At 47.3% G+C, this 18,452-nt stretch carries 12 protein-coding genes; 2 read left to right on the plus strand and 10 right to left on the minus strand.

Going from position 1 to position 18,452, the window contains the following annotated elements:
• Positions 1-97 precede the first annotated feature (97 nt).
• On the plus strand, positions 98-1,042 hold the full coding sequence (locus ACHUFM_RS14620) for a LysR family transcriptional regulator (protein ID WP_394183069.1): 945 nt from the start codon (positions 98-100) through the stop codon (positions 1,040-1,042).
• A 32-nt stretch (positions 1,043-1,074) separates the two neighbouring features.
• On the opposite strand, the gene ACHUFM_RS14625 is transcribed toward ACHUFM_RS14620, so the two are convergent.
• The 7 genes from ACHUFM_RS14625 to chvE all read right to left on the minus strand — a co-directional run bounded on the left by ACHUFM_RS14625 (position 1,075) and on the right by chvE (position 10,146).
• Entirely contained in the window at positions 1,075-2,592 is a 1,518-nt protein-coding gene (locus ACHUFM_RS14625; RefSeq protein ID WP_394183071.1) for an aldehyde dehydrogenase (NADP(+)), read from the minus strand.
• Between the two features lie 43 nt (positions 2,593-2,635).
• On the minus strand, positions 2,636-4,396 hold the full coding sequence (araD, locus tag ACHUFM_RS14630; RefSeq protein ID WP_394183072.1) for an L-arabinonate dehydratase: 1,761 nt from the start codon (positions 4,394-4,396) through the stop codon (positions 2,636-2,638).
• Complete coding sequence (locus ACHUFM_RS14635; protein ID WP_394183073.1) at positions 4,393-5,163, minus strand: SDR family NAD(P)-dependent oxidoreductase; 771 nt, start codon at positions 5,161-5,163, stop codon at positions 4,393-4,395. Before ACHUFM_RS14635 ends, araD begins: the two co-directional genes overlap by 4 nt.
• A complete protein-coding gene (gene araD1, locus ACHUFM_RS14640) occupies positions 5,160-6,128 on the minus strand; it encodes an AraD1 family protein (protein ID WP_394183074.1) in 969 nt (322 codons plus the stop codon). Before araD1 ends, ACHUFM_RS14635 begins: the two co-directional genes overlap by 4 nt.
• Before the next feature lie 10 nt (positions 6,129-6,138).
• Entirely contained in the window at positions 6,139-7,341 is a 1,203-nt protein-coding gene (gene mmsB / locus ACHUFM_RS14645) for a multiple monosaccharide ABC transporter permease (RefSeq protein WP_394183076.1), read from the minus strand.
• Between the two features lie 14 nt (positions 7,342-7,355).
• On the minus strand, positions 7,356-8,894 hold the full coding sequence (gene mmsA / locus ACHUFM_RS14650) for a multiple monosaccharide ABC transporter ATP-binding protein (RefSeq protein WP_394183078.1): 1,539 nt from the start codon (positions 8,892-8,894) through the stop codon (positions 7,356-7,358).
• A 190-nt stretch (positions 8,895-9,084) separates the two neighbouring features.
• On the minus strand, positions 9,085-10,146 hold the full coding sequence (gene chvE / locus ACHUFM_RS14655) for a multiple monosaccharide ABC transporter substrate-binding protein (protein WP_394183080.1): 1,062 nt from the start codon (positions 10,144-10,146) through the stop codon (positions 9,085-9,087).
• 284 nt (positions 10,147-10,430) lie between these two features.
• Here chvE and ACHUFM_RS14660 point away from each other — a divergent pair, with 284 nt between their 5' ends.
• On the plus strand, positions 10,431-12,029 hold the full coding sequence (locus tag ACHUFM_RS14660; protein WP_394183082.1) for a cation:proton antiporter domain-containing protein: 1,599 nt from the start codon (positions 10,431-10,433) through the stop codon (positions 12,027-12,029).
• Positions 12,030-12,050: 21 nt separating this feature from the next.
• On the opposite strand, the gene ACHUFM_RS14665 is transcribed toward ACHUFM_RS14660, so the two are convergent.
• The 3 genes from ACHUFM_RS14665 to gltB form a co-directional block, all read right to left on the minus strand.
• A complete protein-coding gene (locus tag ACHUFM_RS14665) occupies positions 12,051-12,224 on the minus strand; it encodes a DUF6435 family protein (RefSeq protein WP_394183084.1) in 174 nt (57 codons plus the stop codon).
• A gap of 151 nt (positions 12,225-12,375) precedes the next feature.
• Entirely contained in the window at positions 12,376-13,797 is a 1,422-nt protein-coding gene (locus tag ACHUFM_RS14670) for an FAD-dependent oxidoreductase (protein WP_394183086.1), read from the minus strand.
• 113 nt (positions 13,798-13,910) lie between these two features.
• Positions 13,911-18,362 carry a glutamate synthase large subunit gene (gltB, locus tag ACHUFM_RS14675; RefSeq protein WP_394183088.1) on the minus strand — a complete coding sequence of 1,484 codons (4,452 nt, stop codon included), beginning with the start codon at positions 18,360-18,362 and terminating at the stop codon, positions 13,911-13,913.
• Positions 18,363-18,452: the final 90 nt, after the last annotated feature.

Below are 18,452 nucleotides of genomic sequence, written 5' to 3' on the forward strand. Positions count from 1 at the left end.
ACATAAATAAAACTGCTTATTTCAGTACCTGTAGTAAACTGTGTAATGTACTGGATGTCATCATAAATAACCTATAAAAACAACAAACGAGGGGACTATGGAATTAGGTCTAGCCAAACATTTAAAGCTCAATCAACTGCGCTTGATTTCCATCATTTCAGAATATGGACAACTGGGCATTGCTGCCGATGAAATGGCCATGACACAACCCGCTGCCTCGCGAATGTTAAGCGACATTGAACAAACCCTTGGCACACGTTTATTCATTCGCCATGCAAAAGGGATGGAGCCAACTCTAGTTGGACAAGCCGTCGCCCGTCGTGCACATAATCTTATTGTTGAATTACGCGATCTCGCCAGGGAGGTCAGTGAACTCAAAGAAGGTGGAGGAGGCACAACCGCAATCGGAGCCGTGACAGGTGCGGCTGTTGGCTTTGTCATTCCTGCTATTCAACAATTGCGCGCCATTGCGCCCAGAGCGGAAATCGATATAAACGTCGATACCAGCGACAGCTTAGTTCGAGACTTAATTGCCGGCCACAATGACTTTGTATTGGCCCGGATTCCAAAACAATATGATGCCAATGAATTTAAAATCTTCCCAGCAAGAAGTGAGTCCGTACAACTCGTCGTACGCAAAGATCATCCTTTAGCCAATGTAGAAAAAATCGCCGTTCGAGATTTAGCTCATTTTGAATGGGTGATGCAATCCCATCGAGCCCCCATAAGAGAGGCCGTAGAAGCGGCCTTTATGGAAGAACGCGCCGAGTTACCGTTAAGCATTACCAACAGCACATCATTACTGGCATTGATTGCCATTCTAGTCTCATCCAATGCCATTGCACCAATGGCCAGTGAAGTCTGCGACCTTCTCGTGGGGCAAAAGGTAAATGCAGAACTGAAAGTCCTTCAATTGGATCGTAGCATCACCATGAGCCCATACTATGTATTACAAATGCAAGGTCGCCAGTTATCGCCTCTAGCCAATCAACTCAAACGTTTAGTGCTTGCCGAGCTAGAACAAAAATCGACAAGCTCTTAAACAAGTAAGTAAAACGTTAACCAAGCGTAAAACTAGACAGACAATTCCGAGCAATCTCTAGGCAAAAGCGCCTCTGGAATGTTTTGGTAACACACAGGTCTCAGGAAACGGCGGATCGACAAGGTACCGACAGAAGTAGCGCCAAAGTTTGTAGACGCAGGGTATGGACCACCGTGAACCATGGTGTCACTGACCTCAACACCGGTTGGAAAACCGTTCGCCAACACTCGCCCCGCTTTGCGTTCCAATATAGGCATAAGTTTCTGACACACCGCATAATCTCCTTGATCAAGATGAAGCGTGCAAGTCAGCTGCCCCTCCAAATGACGAGCTAACTCAATCATTTGCTCAATGCTGTCCACTAATACAACCAAACCTAGCGGACCGAATACTTCTTGATGCAAGATCGGATTGTCCAGCCAAGCTTGTCCTGACACCACGAACAAATTTGGTCGTGCTGTACGGTCTTCGGTATCGGCTGTGCGTAGAACCGACGAGACCTCAGCACTCTCTATCGTCGCGACTCCTGAACGGTAAGCACTGACAATGCCATCGGTTAACATGGTTTGCGCAGAAGCTTCCGACAAAACCACACTCGCGGCGGTTATCATGGCTTGCGAATCGGTGTTATCTAGCATCACCGCAATACCGGGATTCGTACAAAATTGCCCCACACCCATTGTCAGTGAACTCGCCCAACCTTGGCCCAATTCTTCCGCTCGATTTTTTAGCGCGTCTGGCAGAACAAACATGGGGTTCACGGACCCCAATTCACCAAAGAAAGGAATCGGCTCAGGACGTGCCGAACACAAATCAAAGAGCGCGCGACCTCCCGCTAAACTGCCAGTAAAGCCAACCGCTTTAATCAAAGGATGCTGAACCAAAGCTTGCCCTGCGGCAAAGCCATCTCCCTGTATAAAGGAAAATACGCCCGCTGGCATATTGCATTTTTGAATGGCGGCGGCGATGGCTTGTGCCACGACTTCCCCAGTTCCAGGATGCGCCGGATGACCTTTTACCACAACAGTACAACCTGCAGCTAAGGCGGCGGCGGTATCGCCACCCGCCGTCGAAAAAGCCAATGGAAAGTTGGACGCACCAAATACCGCCACAGGACCAATTGGTCGCTGTATCATGTGTAATTCAGGACGAGGTAACGGCTCACGATCCACTAACGCACCATCAAAGCGGCGATCCAAATACTCACCTGACAAGATGTGGCTGGCGAACAATCTCAATTGTGCCACAGTACGGCCTCGTTCACCTTGCAATCTGACTGCTGGCAAACCCGTTTCTTGTACGCCAATCTTTGTAATGCTATCGCCACGAGCCTCTATCTCATCGGCAATGGCATTTAAAAAAACGGCTCTATCTTGACGAGAAGAGTAACCATACGTTTCAAAAGCCGCTTCCGCCGCTTTAACAGCAGCATCCACATCGGCCGCTCGAGCAACGTAAAAAGAGTGAGAAGGTCCACTCGCAGGATGAGATGAAAACGTGTCTTCGCTTTTTACCCACTTCCCAGCGATAAAGTGTTGTCCGGTTAACATGCTGTCTCCTTATTAATTATGACGAGATAGTTTGCAGATCTTGTTAATGACTGTCTTTCGGAACCGCTGCACCACGACAACCTTTCAAAAAATCAAAATCGGCCCCGGTATCGGCGCCTTGGACATGATCATGGAACAATTTAATATAGCCACTTTTAGGTGCCTCAAGATGTGTTTTCCAGTTGGCTAAACGAGTCGCCATTTCTTCATCCGTGATGTCTACTCGCAAACAACGACGCTCTACATCCAACTCGATCATGTCACCATTTTTCACCACGGCTAACGGACCACCCGCAGCGGCCTCCGGCGTAGTATGCAACACCACAGTGCCATAAGCGGTGCCTGACATCCGCGCATCCGAAATCCTCACCATGTCTTTAATGCCTTTGCGTAAGATTTTGGGCGGCAGGCCCATATTGCCCACTTCGGCCATACCTGGGTAACCCTTCGGACCACAATTTTTCAGCACCATCACGCAATGCTCGTCTATGTCTAAGGCTTCGTCATTGATCTTGGCTTTATAATCATCAATGTCTTCAAACACCACCGCCCGTCCGCGATGCTGTAATAAATGCGCCGAGGCCGCTGAGGGTTTAAGCACGGCCCCCTGAGGCGCAAGATTACCTTTTAGAACGACGATACCGCCTTTTTGAGTTAAGGCTTTTTCAACCGGTAAAATAACATTCTCATTCCAGTTACGAACCTCTTTAACCTCGTTCCAAATCGATTCACCCGAGACAGTAAGCGCATTTTTATGAAGTTTTCCAGCTTCAGCTAGATGCTTAATCACCACAGGCAATCCGCCCGCATAGAAAAACTCTTCCATCAAATATTTCCCTGACGGCATGAGATTCACTATGGTGGCAATGTCCTGACCCAACTTATCCCAGTCATCTAAATTCAGATCAACACCCACTCGGCCCGCAATGGCTAATAAATGAATCACCGCATTGGTTGAACCTCCAATGGCGCCATTGATGCGAATGGCATTTTCAAATGCTTGTCTTGTTAACACATCCGACGGTTTCAGATCGTCTTTCACCATATCAACGATTCGACGCCCAGTAAGGTGCGCCATAACCCGACGACGACTGTCTACAGCCGGAATCGCTGCATTTCCTGACAGCGCCATGCCCAACGCTTCGGCCATCGACGCCATGGTACTGGCGGTTCCCATCGTATTACAGGAACCGGCGGAGCGAGACATGGATTGCTCTGCTTCTAAAAAGTCTTCCTGAGTCATGTTGCCCGCTTTGATGTCCTCTGACATCTGCCACAAGGCGGTGCCCGAACCAACCCGTTCACCTCTGAAATAACCATTGAGCATCGGGCCACCTGAGACCACAATCGCCGGAATGTCCACACTGCACGCGCCCATCAATAACGCGGGCGTTGTTTTATCGCAACCCGCCAGCAAAACAACACCATCCAAAGGGTTCGCTCGTAACGCTTCCTCAACATCCATGGCCGCCATATTCCGGTACATCATGGCCGTCGGCCTTAGAGAGCTTTCTCCAACCGAAAAAACGGGAAACTCTAATGGCAAACCGCCAGCTTCATAAATACCGTGCTTCACTCGATCGGCCAGTTCTCTAAGGTGCGCATTACAAGGTGTTAATTGCGACCAGGTGTTACAAATACCAATCACTGGGCGACCATCAAATAAATCAGCAGGCAAGCCTTGGTTTTTCATCCAACTGCGATGATAAATATGATCACGAGACGTACCGCCGAACCATTCGCTGGAACGTAATTTTCGCGGCCATGGTTTGGGCACGAATGCCTTTTTTGATGACTCCGTCATACCCAACCTCCATCAACAATAAAATTCTGCGCCGAGCACATGACAGCTGCATTCGACCCCAAAAATAGCGCCATATTCGCCACATGTTCTGGTAGCACCTTGCCAGCCAAACATTGGCTTTGCTTAATCTTTTCTTCAGCCGCATCATCGACCCACAAACGCAGCTGCTTTTCCGTCATCACCCAACCTGGGACCAAGGTATTGACGCGAATACCAGCGGCACCAAGATCACGAGCTAACGAACGAGTTAACCCGTGTATCGCCGCTTTGCTTGTGCCATAGGTTGGATAGCCAGCGGTGGCCATCATCCAACCAACCGAACCGAAATTGATGATAGAACCGCCACCAAGCTCTTTCATCATGGGGGCGACTGTTTGAGCCGCGAACATGGCATGCTTGATGTTTACGCCCACCAATTCATCGAAACGCTCTTCCGTCAGCGACGCTAACGAGTGACGAACGTCATTGGCCGCATTATTAAGCAGAACACTAATGGGCCCGAAAGCCTCTGCTGCATGACGAATTTTGCTCTGATAATCTTTGATATTCGTAATGTCACACATCTCAAAGCGCACACTGTGCCCATCCTTCAACAAGCGCTCTGCCAGCTGACACCCCGCGTTCTCATCCAAATCCACAAACGCCGTTTTCGCACCTTGTTTTGCATAGGCCTCCACAATCGCCGCGCCGATGCCCGTCGCCCCTCCTGACACAAACACGGAGCGGTCTTTCAAATCTGGGTAAATGGCACTCGGTAGCCTATTCATATGGCACTCACTTCTGTCGATAATGGCGCGGCCTTAGAGAGGGTATTGCGCAGTGGCAAACCGAAAGTCGGCGAAACAATTTCAAAGACATCCCCTTCGCGAGCTTGAATGCCATCCGCAAAAGATAAGGTGGCCGTGCCAAACATATGCACGTGCAGATCCCCTGGCTGACGGAAAATGGCATATTTAAAATGATGGTGTTCAAGATTCTTGAAGGTGTGTGACATATTGTCTTCACCCGAGACAAAGCCCTTTTCCCATAAGGTGGTTTTACCTCGCTCTATTCGAGAATGTCCTTCAATGTGCATCGGCAATTCACCGACCAACAACTCAGGACCAAACGCTGCAGGGCGTAGTTTAGAATGGGCCAAGTAAAGATAATTCTGACGCTCCGTCACGTGATCTGAAAATTCATTGGCTAATGTGTAACCGAGTCGATGTACTTTGCCATCTTCACCAATAAGATAAAAACCCGCGATTTCTGGCTCTTCCCCACCATCCAAGGCAAAAGAAGGCGACGCTAGTTCCTCTCCTGGCGCGATCACACCAGCCCCATTCCCTTTATAAAACCATTCGGGCTGAACACCTTCTTGACCTTCAACGGGTTTTCCCCCTTCAATGCCCATTTGAAAAATCTTCATCGAATCCGTCAGTTCTTCACTTTTCGCATGCATGGCATTACGAGTAGCGGCCGACCCTAAATGCGTTAATCCGGTCCCCGTCAAATACATGTGCGCTGGATCTGGATGCCGCACAGGACAATCAAGCTGATTGCTCTGTGCTAATGCGGCCAAATCCACTTGCTCCCCCAATCCGTGCTGTTGAATCACGGACGCCAATGTGACGTTATGACTAATGGCTTCTTGCGCCAGCTCATACACACTCAAAGCCTGATTCACGAGGCGCGCTTCCAGCCCTTCGCGACACACCACGCCACCTTGTTTTATTTGCGATAGAAACAACATAATTGGCTCCTTAGCGTGCTTTTTGTTTGTTGTAGACATCAAAGACCACCGCCGCGAGCAAGACCAAACCTTTAATGACTTGCTGCCAATCGATGCCTATTCCCAAAATCGACATACCGTTATTCATGACGCCCATGATGAATGCACCAATCACAGCACCAATCACTTTCCCCACGCCTCCTGTCATTGAGGCGCCACCAATGAAGACAGCCGCAATGACATCCAGCTCAAAGGCAAAACCCGCCTTGGGTGTCGCCGTATTCAGACGCGCCGCAAAGATAAGACCGGCCAGCGCGGCCAGCATGCCCATATTGGCAAAGGTCAAAAAAGTCAGACGTTCGGTATTAATACCCGACAATTTGGCCGCCTTCACATTACCGCCTAAAGCATAGATACGACGTCCAATGGTGGTGCTGTTAGTGACAAAGGTATAAATAGCAATGAGCACAGCCATGGTAATCAATACATTGGGCAATCCACGATACGTGCTCAACAAATAAGACAGATAGATAATCGCCGCGGCAATTAAGGCGTTTTTAACGAGGAAAAACGAGAAGGGTTCGTCTTGAATACCATACTTTAAAGATTGAGCACGACTACGCGCCGCCAAAAAGACAATGGTACTGGCCGCTAAAATACCAAGCACCAAAGCGGTGACATTAGGACGACCAACGCCAAACACATCGGGAATGAAGCCAGTACTCAATAGCTGAAAGCTCTTCGGAAAAGGTCCCACCGATTGCCCTTCCAATAAAGCTAGGGTCAAGCCACGAAACACCAACATACCTGCCAAAGTGACAATAAAAGCGGGAATCTTCCAATAGGCAATCCAATACCCTTGCAAACCACCAATGATCAGCCCGACCAAAAGGCAAACAGGCACAACAATGATGGTTGGCAAATCATAATTGACCGACATAACCGCCGCCAATGCGCCAATGAATCCAACAACCGAACCTACTGACAGGTCAATGTGACCCGCCACAATCACAAGTAACATGCCAATGGCCATAATGATGATGTAACTATTTTGTAGAAATAAATTGGTTAAGTTCACCGGCCGCATCAAGGTGCCATCGGTTAAAAACTCAAACATCGCCATGATCACCACCAGCGCAATTAACATCCCATAATCTCGCACATGTGTTTTCAAATAATGAGTAACAGAAGGTGCTGCTTGCACCGACGAAGTGGTTTCTTTTGTTGTTGTCATGATTCTTGCTCCTGTTACGCTTTCACTATCATTGACATGATTTTTTCTTGGCTGGCATCGGCTTGCTCTAACTCACCCACAAAACGGCCTTCATTCATCACATAAATACGATCACACATGCCTAGTAACTCCGGCATCTCGGAAGAAATCATCACCACGCCTTTGCCATCATCGGCCAGCTGATTGATGATGCTGTAGATTTCAAATTTGGCACCGACATCGATACCACGAGTCGGTTCATCCAGAATGAGGACATCAGGTTGTGAGTACAGCCATTTACTCAACACCACTTTTTGCTGATTACCACCTGATAAATTCATGACTTTTTGAAACACACTAGGGGTTCGAATATTCAAGGCTTTTCGGTAGTCTTCTGACACTTGACGCTCTCTATTTTCATCAATGACACCCCGTGAAGAAACGCCATTCAGATTCGCCAAAGTGGTATTGATCTGAATGGTTTCCTCTAAAATCAGACCGAGTTCTTTGCGATCTTCCGTCACGTACGCCAAACCGCTTTTTATGGCATTGGGTACCGTTGATAAATCCGCGATGTCACCACGCAACCTCACTTCGCCTTGAATATTTTTGCCGTAGCTCTGACCAAACAGACTCATCGCTAATTCTGTTCGCCCTGACCCCATTAACCCAGCAATACCAACTACTTCACCGGCACGAACATGAAAACGAATATCATGGATGATCTGACGATCTAGCGCATCTGGGTGCCAAACATTCCAAGCCTCTACTTCCATCAGCATTTTGCCAGGATGACCGCCGTCGGATGCGTTGTCTCGAGTGGGATAACGATGCGCCATATCACGGCCGACCATGTCGCGAATAATGTCCTCTTCACTAATGGCTTGTGCATGACAATCTAGGGTAGACACCGACTGGCCATCACGAATCACCGTAATGCTGTCCGCAACCCGGCTGATTTCATTGAGTTTGTGGGTAATGAGAATGGAAGAAATGCCTTGCGCTTTGAACTCCAACAATAGATCCAACAGCTTGGCACTGTCGTTTTCTTGCAGCGCTGACGTGGGCTCGTCCAAAATCAGCAATTTCACATCCTTGGCTAAGGCCTTAGCGATCTCAACCAATTGCTGTTTGCCCACCCCCAATTGACCAAGCAAAGTGGAGGGCGACTCTTTTAATCCGACTTTTTCGAGTAGAGATTGCGTTCGGGCATAGGTTTTCGGCCAGTTAATCACGCCGTTATCAAGGTTCTCATTGCCTAAAAATAAATTCTCAGCAATCGACAACAGCGGCACCAGAGCTAACTCTTGATGAATGATAATAATGCCTTTTGCTTCGCTGTCCGTTATCCCTGAAAATCGCGCCGTTTCATTGTTAAATAGAATGTCGCCGTCATAACTGCCGTATGGATACACGCCACTCAGCACTTTCATCAGCGTCGATTTGCCTGCACCATTCTCCCCTACCAAGGCATGAATTTCGCCTTCACGTACTTTCAGGTTCACTGAGTCGAGAGCTTTTACGCCAGGAAAGGTCTTGGTAATGCCGCGCATTTCCAAAATGATATTTTCCATAAAACATCCCATCAGCTGGACGCGTTATTCGCAAAAAAAGCTTTCGCTAGCAACGCATCCGCCTCGTTATTATTGTTAATTAGGACAATAGAAACACTTTGTACTAAGTCACACGCCAACCAATGCCCGACCAAGCTAGACCTCTTGATTCAGTACTATAAGGCATTGGTTAACCGTGTCTTCGAGCCAGTTATTCGACTTGAGACTTAGTGTAATAACCACTGCCGAGCAGCACATCTTGCCAGTTAGACTTATCCACTGTGACCGGCTCCAGCAAATAGCTGGGTATAACTTTAATGCCGTTATCATAAGTTTCGGTATCATTGATTTCTGGCTGGGTATCACTCAACACCGCCTGAACCATTCCCACTGTCACATTGGCCAGTTCCCGAGTGTCTTTAAAGATGGTTGAATATTGTTCGCCTGCGATAATGGACTTAACCGATGGCACTTCCGCATCTTGCCCGGTCACGATCGGCATCAGCATATCGCCAGAACCATAGCCAACCCCCTTTAGCGAAGACAAAATGCCAATGGAGATACCGTCATAAGGCGATAAAATGCCATCGATACGCTGGGTGGTATAATGCGCAGACAATAAATTATCCATGCGTGCTTGCGCGGTCGCGCCATCCCAACGCAAAGTACCAACTTTATCCATGCCCATTTGACCTGATATGATGTTCACCTTGCCTGAATCTATCATTGGCTGAAGCACAGACATCGCCCCGTTGTAAAAGAAATAAGCATTGTTATCATCAGGAGAACCACCAAACAGTTCCACGTTATAAGGGCCACTACCACGTTGCTCCATGCCACTGACCAACGACTTAGCTTGCAGCACACCGACTTTGAAATTATCAAACGTCGCGTAGTAACTCACATAAGGGCTATTTTTGATCAGACGATCATAGGAAATCACTTTGATGCCAGCGGCATCGGCATTTTCTAAGGCATTGGATAAGGTCGTGCCATCAATTGCCGCAATGACCAAAACATCAACACCTTTTACAATCATGTTTTCAATTTGAGAAAGTTGATTCGGTATTTCATCTTCCGCGTACTGTAGGTCCACTTTATAGCCCGCATCTTTGAAGAGGGTAACCATTGAGTTGCCATCTGTGATCCAGCGTGCGGAAGATTTTGTTGGCATCGCGATACCAACATAGCCATTCGCAGCAAAGGTACTGGCCGAGCTGAGTAGCGTCGCACCAACCGCCAATCCAATCATGGTGTTTTTTAGGTAGTTCATTAGCTTCTCCTGTTGTGACCAAGTAAGCTCGACAAAAAGCAAGCTCAGTTGGCCTTTAGAGTTATTATGATTATTTTGTCTAGCCAATCAGGTTTTAAAACCTACTCAGCAGCGTAGGTAAATTAGACATACCATTCAAATAGAAATAACGCTTTATGACATACCAATAACGGTATGTCTTTTTCTCAAATACTCGAAAAGCAATCAATTCAAAGCTGCGCTTAGTAAACAAATTTCGTATGATGTAAGCCCCTTTTTGTACGCCGTTCATTTAGAAGGAATGTATGGAATTTATTTGGATTTTATTCGCTTTTGTTTGTGGGCTTGCGGTGAAACTGGTCAATTTGCCGCCCTTGATCGGTTTCCTATTGGCCGGTTTCTTACTCAACTATCTGGGTATTCAACCAAGTAGTATTCTGGATTCTCTCGCCAATGTGGGCATTACTCTGATGCTGTTTAGCATCGGGCTTAAGTTGCACGTAAAAGATCTATTAAAGCGTGAAGTCTGGGCGTCAACGTTAAGTCATATGGGGATTTGGACGGTATTGTTCGGTGGTCTAGGTTTACTTTTTGCCATGCTGAGTTTGCCATTCTTTAACCTATTGACCCTACAGACAGCCGCCTTGATTGGGTTCGCTCTGAGTTTCTCAAGCACTGTCTGTGTTATGAAATTGCTAGAAGAGAGCGGCGAGCTTAAAACACGTCATGGCCAACTGGCACTGGGTATTTTGGTGATGCAGGACATAGTAGCGGTGGTGTTTCTAGTTGCCGCCACTGGACACATACCTTCGCTTTGGGCATTGGGTCTATTCGGCCTAATTCTAGTTCGCCCTTTGATCAACAAACTGGTTGATCAAGCTGGGCACGGAGAGATGCTACCGTTAACCGGCCTTTTTCTTGCCTTGGGCGGCTACGAGTTATTTTACCTAGTCGGCGTCAAAGGTGATCTAGGCGCGTTAATCTTCGGCATCCTATTGGCTTCTCATGCCAAAGCCTCTGAAATGAACAAGTCTTTAATGAATTTTAAAGATCTATTTTTAATCGGCTTTTTCCTTTCCATCGGATTTACTGCGCTCCCCACACTAAGTATGATTGGCATCAGTCTCATTATTACCTTGGTGATTTTAGCAAAATTTGCCCTTTTCTTTGTCTTGCTCACAAAATTGAAGTTGCGCGGTCGTACCTCATTTTTATCCGCTTTAATCTTATCGAATTACAGTGAGTTTGGTCTGATTGTCGTGGCACTGAGTGTGTCCAATGGCTGGCTAAACAAAGAATGGCTGGTGATTTTGGCGCTGGCTGTGTCTTTTTCGTTTGTTATCACCAGTATCATTTATCGCCAATCTCATCGACTGTATCGAAAAAATAAAGATGCGATTCGCCAATTTGAACGCCCCGATTGCTTGCCTGTGGATGTCTTTAGTCAGCCCAAAGACGCACAAATACTCATCGTCGGCTTAGGACGAGTAGGACGCGGTGCGTTTGAATCGCTCAAAAATCTAGTCGGCAGCGGTGTTGCTGGCATGGATGCTGACCGGATTCGGATTCGACGTATGCAAGAAGCCAATGAAAACGTCTTTTACGGAGACGGTGAAGATGCGGATTTATGGGAACGACTGGACACTGCCGACATTCAGCTTATCATGCTGGCGTTACCGATTGCCGAAGACAGTACCAATATCGCGATTCAGTTACGCAAAGCAAACTATCAGGGACAAATAGCGGCCATAGCTCGTTACCAAGATGAGCGCGAAGAGCTGCTTGCCGCAGGCATTGATAATGTCTTCAACTTCTATACCGAAGCAGGTACCGGCTTCGCGGAAGAGAGTTTAGGATTAATTAGACCCAATGAATCTAGTAAAGCCACCATGCCGGCACTCTAATATCACAATCAGATTAAGTAGTTAGGTGGAGGCAGGTAATGCATCCATCTTAGCCTTCACGGCTTCGGCTTTTTCCGTTAATTCAGAATACAAGCGAATGTCGCCGCCACGCTGAGCCTGCATGGCTTTTTCAAGCAATTCGCCATACTCTTTGTTGAGCTTTTTCTTTGGATCGGCTTTCAAGAAACTAAACATAGTCATCCTCTTTGTGCGTCGTTTTAGTAGATACGACGCTCTCTCTATTTTAGATGTTTTAAGCCATAAAAAATGCCAACTTAAACGAATTAAGTTGGCATTTTATGTCAATCAAAAACACTCTGCTTCAATTCAGTGTGTTTCTGGCATATTACACGTCTAGGTAGTCCATGATGCCTTCCGCCGCTTTACGACCTTCATCAATGGCGGTTACAACCAAATCAGAACCGCGAACCATATCACCACCCGCGAAGATTTTTTCGTTAGTCGTTTGGAACATAAACTGACCTTTTTTCGGTGCAAGCACTCGGCCTCGTGAATCGGTTTCGATGCCAAATTTTTCGAACCATGGTGCTGGACTCGCTTGGAAACCAAAAGCCACCAATACCGTATCCGCTGGAATCACCTGCTCACTGCCTTCAATGATCTCAGCGCTGCGGCGACCATTTTCATCTGGCTCACCCATCTGAGTTTCAACGACCTTGATGCCTTCTACTTTACCATCGCCAATGATTTCTACCGGCTGACGGTTAAATAAGAACTGCACGCCTTCTTCTTTGGCATTAGTCACTTCTTTACGAGAACCCGGCATGTTTTCACGGTCACGACGATAGGCACAAGTGACGCTTTTCGCCCCTTGACGGATCGCAGTACGGTTACAGTCCATCGCGGTATCACCACCACCTAAAACGACAACCTTCTTACCTTTCAGGTTGATGTAATCCGCTTCGTCTTCTTCTAGCTCTAAGCAATGATTCACATTGGAAACCAAGTAATCCAAAGCGTCGTACACACCAGGCAGGTCTTCACCCGGGAATCCACCTTTCATGTATTTATAAGTCCCCATGCCTAAAAAGACCGCATCGTACTCTTCTAACACATGTTCAAACGGCACATCGTCACCCACAGAGGTACCCAATACGAATTCCACGCCCATTTCTTCAAAGACTTCACGACGACGTGTCATGACGCTCTTCTCAAGCTTGAATTCAGGGATACCAAAGGTCAGCAAACCACCGATTTCAGGGTATTTATCAAATACTACTGGCTTGATCCCGTTACGCACTAACACGTCAGCACAGGCCAAACCGGCAGGGCCTGCCCCAACAATCGCAACCGTCTTATTCACTGGCACGACTTTTGACATATCTGGACGCCAACCTAAAGCAAACGCCGTATCCGTAATGTATTTTTCAACCGAACCAATGGTTACCGCGCCAAAACCACCTTCACCCAGTGTACAAGCGCCTTCACAAAGACGATCTTGTGGGCACACACGACCACACACTTCTGGTAAGGAGTTCGTTTGGTGGCTTAATTCAGCAGCTTCTAGAATATTGCCTTCACTGACCAATTTCAGCCAGTTTGGAATGTAATTGTGTACTGGACATTTCCACTCACAATATGGATTACCACATTCTAAACAGCGATGGGCCTGGCCTTTGGCACTTGGCTCTTCAAACGGTTTATAAATTTCGACGAACTGAGCCTTACGCGTGATTAAAGGCTTCTTCTTTGGATCCTGACGATCAACTTCGACGAATTGAAATGCATTGTTCAAGCGCTCAGACATAAGCTGCTATCTCCTGTGGCCGCTTGCTCGCAAGCGGCACTTCTCTCAAATGGGTCAAATCAAATTCATTCATGGCACGTCATGCAAAAAATGACGTGCCATGACAGCGTGTTTTATTCTGGACGTTGACGAGTACTGGCCAACAACGCCCCTAAACTCGCGGCTTTCGGTTTTACCAGCCAGAATTTGCCAATGTAGTCATAGAAATTCTCTAGAATTTCTTTACCCCACTCACTGTCAGTTTCACGAACATACTCTTCGATTACAGAACGAAGGTGCGAACGATATTCTTCTGTTAATTCCGTACCTATGCGGTGAATTTCTACCAACTCATGGTTGTACTTATCAACAAAGGTGCGATCCATATCCAGTACGTAAGCAAAGCCGCCTGTCATACCAGCACCAAAGTTGTATCCCGTGTTACCCAGTACCGTTACCATACCGCCCGTCATGTATTCACAACAGTGATCACCTGCGCCTTCGATAACCGTATGAGTACCTGAGTTTCGCACAGCGAAACGCTCACCTGCGGTTCCTGCGGCGAATAATTTACCGCCTGTTGCACCGTACAAACAGGTGTTACCAATAATGGCCGAATCTTGCGATTCAAACATCGAACCACGAGGAGGACGAATAACCAACTTACCGCCAGTCATGCCTTTACCAACGTAGTCATTAGCATCACCTTCTAAGTACATGTTCAGACCGCCGGCGTTCCAGACACCGAAACTTTGTCCTGCCGTACCTTTCAGCTTTAAAGTCAACGGTGTATCAGCCATGCCTTGGTTGCCATAGCGTTTAGCAATTTCACCAGACAAACGGGCACCGATAGAACGATCACAGTTGGTCACATCAAAAGCGAATTCACCACCTTCTTTTTCTTCAACAACGTCTTTCACGGTATCCCACATTTTTAACGCCAATAGGCCTTTATCATGTGGCGGGTTCAACGGTACTTCACAGTACTGAGGCTTGTCCGCTGGAATCGCGTCATTGTTCAAAATCGGAGACAAGTCTAGATTTCGTTGTTTCTCAGTTTCACCTGGCAACAGGCTCAACAAATCCGTACGACCGATTAAGTCTTGTAAATTTGAAACACCCAATTTTGCTAGCCACAAGCGCGTATCTTCGGCCATAAAGCGGAAGAAATTTTTGATCATTTCCACTGTGCCAATAAAGTGGTCATCACGCAGTTTTTGATCCTGAGTCGCCACACCGGTAGCACAGTTGTTCAAGTGACAAATACGCAAGAACTTACAACCCATAGCAACCATTGGCGTGGTACCAAAACCAAAGCTTTCAGCGCCAAGGATAGCGGCTTTCACCACGTCCAAGCCGGTTTTCAAACCACCATCCGTTTGGAGGCGAATCTTGCCACGCAAATCATTGGCACGAAGGGCTTGTTGCGCTTCCGCTAAACCAAGTTCCCAAGGCGAACCCGCATGGCGAATCGAGGTAATCGGCGACGCGGCCGTTCCACCGTCGTAACCAGAGATGGTGATCAAATCCGCATAGGCTTTCGCCACACCAGCGGCAATCGTGCCTACACCCGGTTCAGATACCAGTTTTACGGAAACCAAAGCATCAGGGTTAACTTGTTTCAAATCGAAAATCAGCTGAGCCAAATCTTCGATAGAATAAATATCATGGTGCGGCGGTGGTGAAATCAAAGTCACACCTGGCACGGCATAACGCAAACGAGCAATCAAGCCATTTACCTTACCACCAGGTAGTTGACCACCTTCACCCGGTTTCGCACCTTGCGCTACCTTAATTTGCAGCACTTCAGCATTGACCAAGTATTCCGGTGTGACTCCAAAACGACCAGACGCAATCTGTTTAATCTTTGAGCGACGTTCTGTACCGTGACGAGCAGGATCTTCACCACCCTCACCTGAGTTTGAACGACAACCTAGTTCATTCATTGCTTGTGCTAAGGCTTCATGCGCCTCAGGTGACAAGGCACCAAGCGACATACCAGCCGAATCAAAACGCGGCAATATGCTTTCAATCGACTCAACCTGATCCAATTCAATTGGCGTCGCGTTATCTGAAATAGCAAACAAGTCTCGCAACATAGAGGCTGGGCGACTGTTTACCAATTCAGTGTACTTAGTAAAGTCAGCAAAATTACCACTGCCTACCGCAGTTTGTAGGTTACGCACCACATCTGGATTAAACGCATGATATTCCGCATCGTGTACGTACTTTAGGTAACCGCCTTGCTGAATCGGCTTACGAAGTTTCCAGGCGTTATTCGCCACGGACGCTTGTTCACGTTGGAAATCAATGAAGTTTGCGCCTTCGATGCGACTCGCAACCCCTTTGAAACAGAGGTCGATAACATCTTTTGCCAAACCAACCGCTTCGAATAATTGTGCACCACGATAAGATGCCATGGTTGAAATACCCATTTTTGATAGGATTTTCATCAGGCCTTTGTTAATGCCTTTACGATATTTCGCATGGCAAGCAATGGGATCCCCCAAGACTTCGCCTTTATCAATCATGTCGTTAATCAAACGATACGATAGATATGGATAAACCGCCGTCGCACCAAAACCTAATAACACAGCGAATTGATGAGGATCACGAGCAAAACCCGTGTCAGCAATGATGTTAGAATCACAACGCAAACCCACTTTGGTTAAGTGGTGGTGAACCGCACCAACCGCCATTGGCGCTGGAATCGGCAAACGACTCTTAGCCAAATCACGATCCGTTAGCACCAGAATCACCGCGCCATCACGCACTTCTTGCTCGGCTTTCAATTGCAAGGCTTTGATGGATTCTTCTAAAGACGCTTCGGCCGGATCATAGTTCGTATCCAAGCGAACTAAACGGAATCTGTGATCGTTCATCGCCAACAGACGGCTGAACTTACGAGGTGACAACAGTGGCGACGATAAAATAATACGATTAGCGTGCTTCGGTGTTTCTTCGAACAGGTTACGCTCCACACCGACACAGGTTTCCAACGACATCACAATGGATTCACGCAGTGGATCAATCGGTGGGTTCGTCACCTGAGCAAACTTCTGACGGAAGTAGTCACTGACTGGACGAGTCTGACTCGACATCACCGCCATAGGTGTATCGTCCCCCATCGAACCGACGGCTTCATGACCACTTTCAGCCAGCGGACGGAAGATTTGTTCACGTTCCTCAAAAGACACTTGGAACATCTTCTGATACGTCGTCATCTCATCTTTGGTAAAGGGTTCGAATTCCTGAGACGACTCCACCAAGATAGTTTCGATTCGAATCGCTTCCTGCTTCAACCATTTTTTGTATGGATGTAAAGCCTTTAGACGGTTATCGATATCGTCTGTATGCAGCACTTTACCAGTCTGAGTGTCAACCACCAGCATCTGCCCTGGTCCAACACGACCTTTCGCGACCACATCTTCAGGCTTGTAATCGTAGGTACCGATTTCAGATGCCAAAGTAATAAAGCCATTTTTGGTAACAACCCAACGAGATGGACGCAACCCGTTACGGTCCAACATACAAATAGCATGACGGCCATCGGTCATGACCAAGCCAGCTGGACCATCCCAAGGTTCCATGTGCATCGAGTTGTACTCGTAAAAAGCACGTAACTCTGGATCCATGTTTTCAACATTTTGCCATGCAGGTGGAATAATCAAACGCGCTGCACGAAAGATGTCCATGCCACCAGTGACAAGTATTTCCAACATGTTATCCATAGAGGAAGAGTCAGAACCCGTCAGGTTAACCAAAGGTTGTAAGTCCTGTAACTCTGGAATCAAAGGTGAACGCAATTTACTAGCACGCGCCAATGCCCAGTTACGGTTACCTTCAATGGTGTTGATCTCACCATTGTGCGCCAACATACGGAAAGGCTGCGCCAACGGCCAACGAGGTAAAGTGTTGGTTGAGAAACGTTGGTGGAACACACAAATAGCGGTTTTCAGTTTTTCGTTACCAAGGTCTTTGTAAAAAGACGGCAGATCAACTGGCATCATCAGACCTTTGTAAGACAAAACCTTGTCTGACAAAGAACAGATGTAAAAATTCTCATACTGTGCCAACGCAATTTCGGCTTGACGACGTGCCACAAACAAACGGGTGGCAAACGTACGGGCGTCCATACGATTGCTATCAATGAAGACTTGCTCAATTCGAGGTAAGCAATCTAATGCGATGCTACCTAGGCAAGAGGGATCCGTTGGCACTTCACGCCAACCTACGACCTTCAGACCTTGCTCTTCTAATTCTTTCGTCACACGTACACGTTGTTCTTCCGCTAGTGCTAGGTCCTGGTCTAAAAAGACCATACCAATGCCATACAAATCCGAAAGGGTATGGTTAAACAAGGTATCGGCTTCTGCACGTAAAAACGCATCCGGCTTTTGAATCAATAGGCCACAACCGTCGCCCGTTTTCCCGTCTGCAGCGATACCGCCGCGGTGCGTCATACATGTCAAAGATTCAATGGCGGTTTTTAGCAGTTCATGACTGGTACTGCCTTCCATATGTGCAATTAAGCCGAAGCCGCAGTTGTCTTTGAACTCGCCAGGACGATAAAGGCCTGCATTCATACACCAACTCCCACAGTTGAAACATAAAAAAATAAGATGTCGAATCGTCTATCTGGTGGCGGGGTTAAAAGTGATTCTATTATTAGAAAA

The organism is Marinomonas posidonica (assembly GCF_043643765.1).
GTDB lineage: Bacteria > Pseudomonadota > Gammaproteobacteria > Pseudomonadales > Marinomonadaceae > Marinomonas > Marinomonas posidonica_A.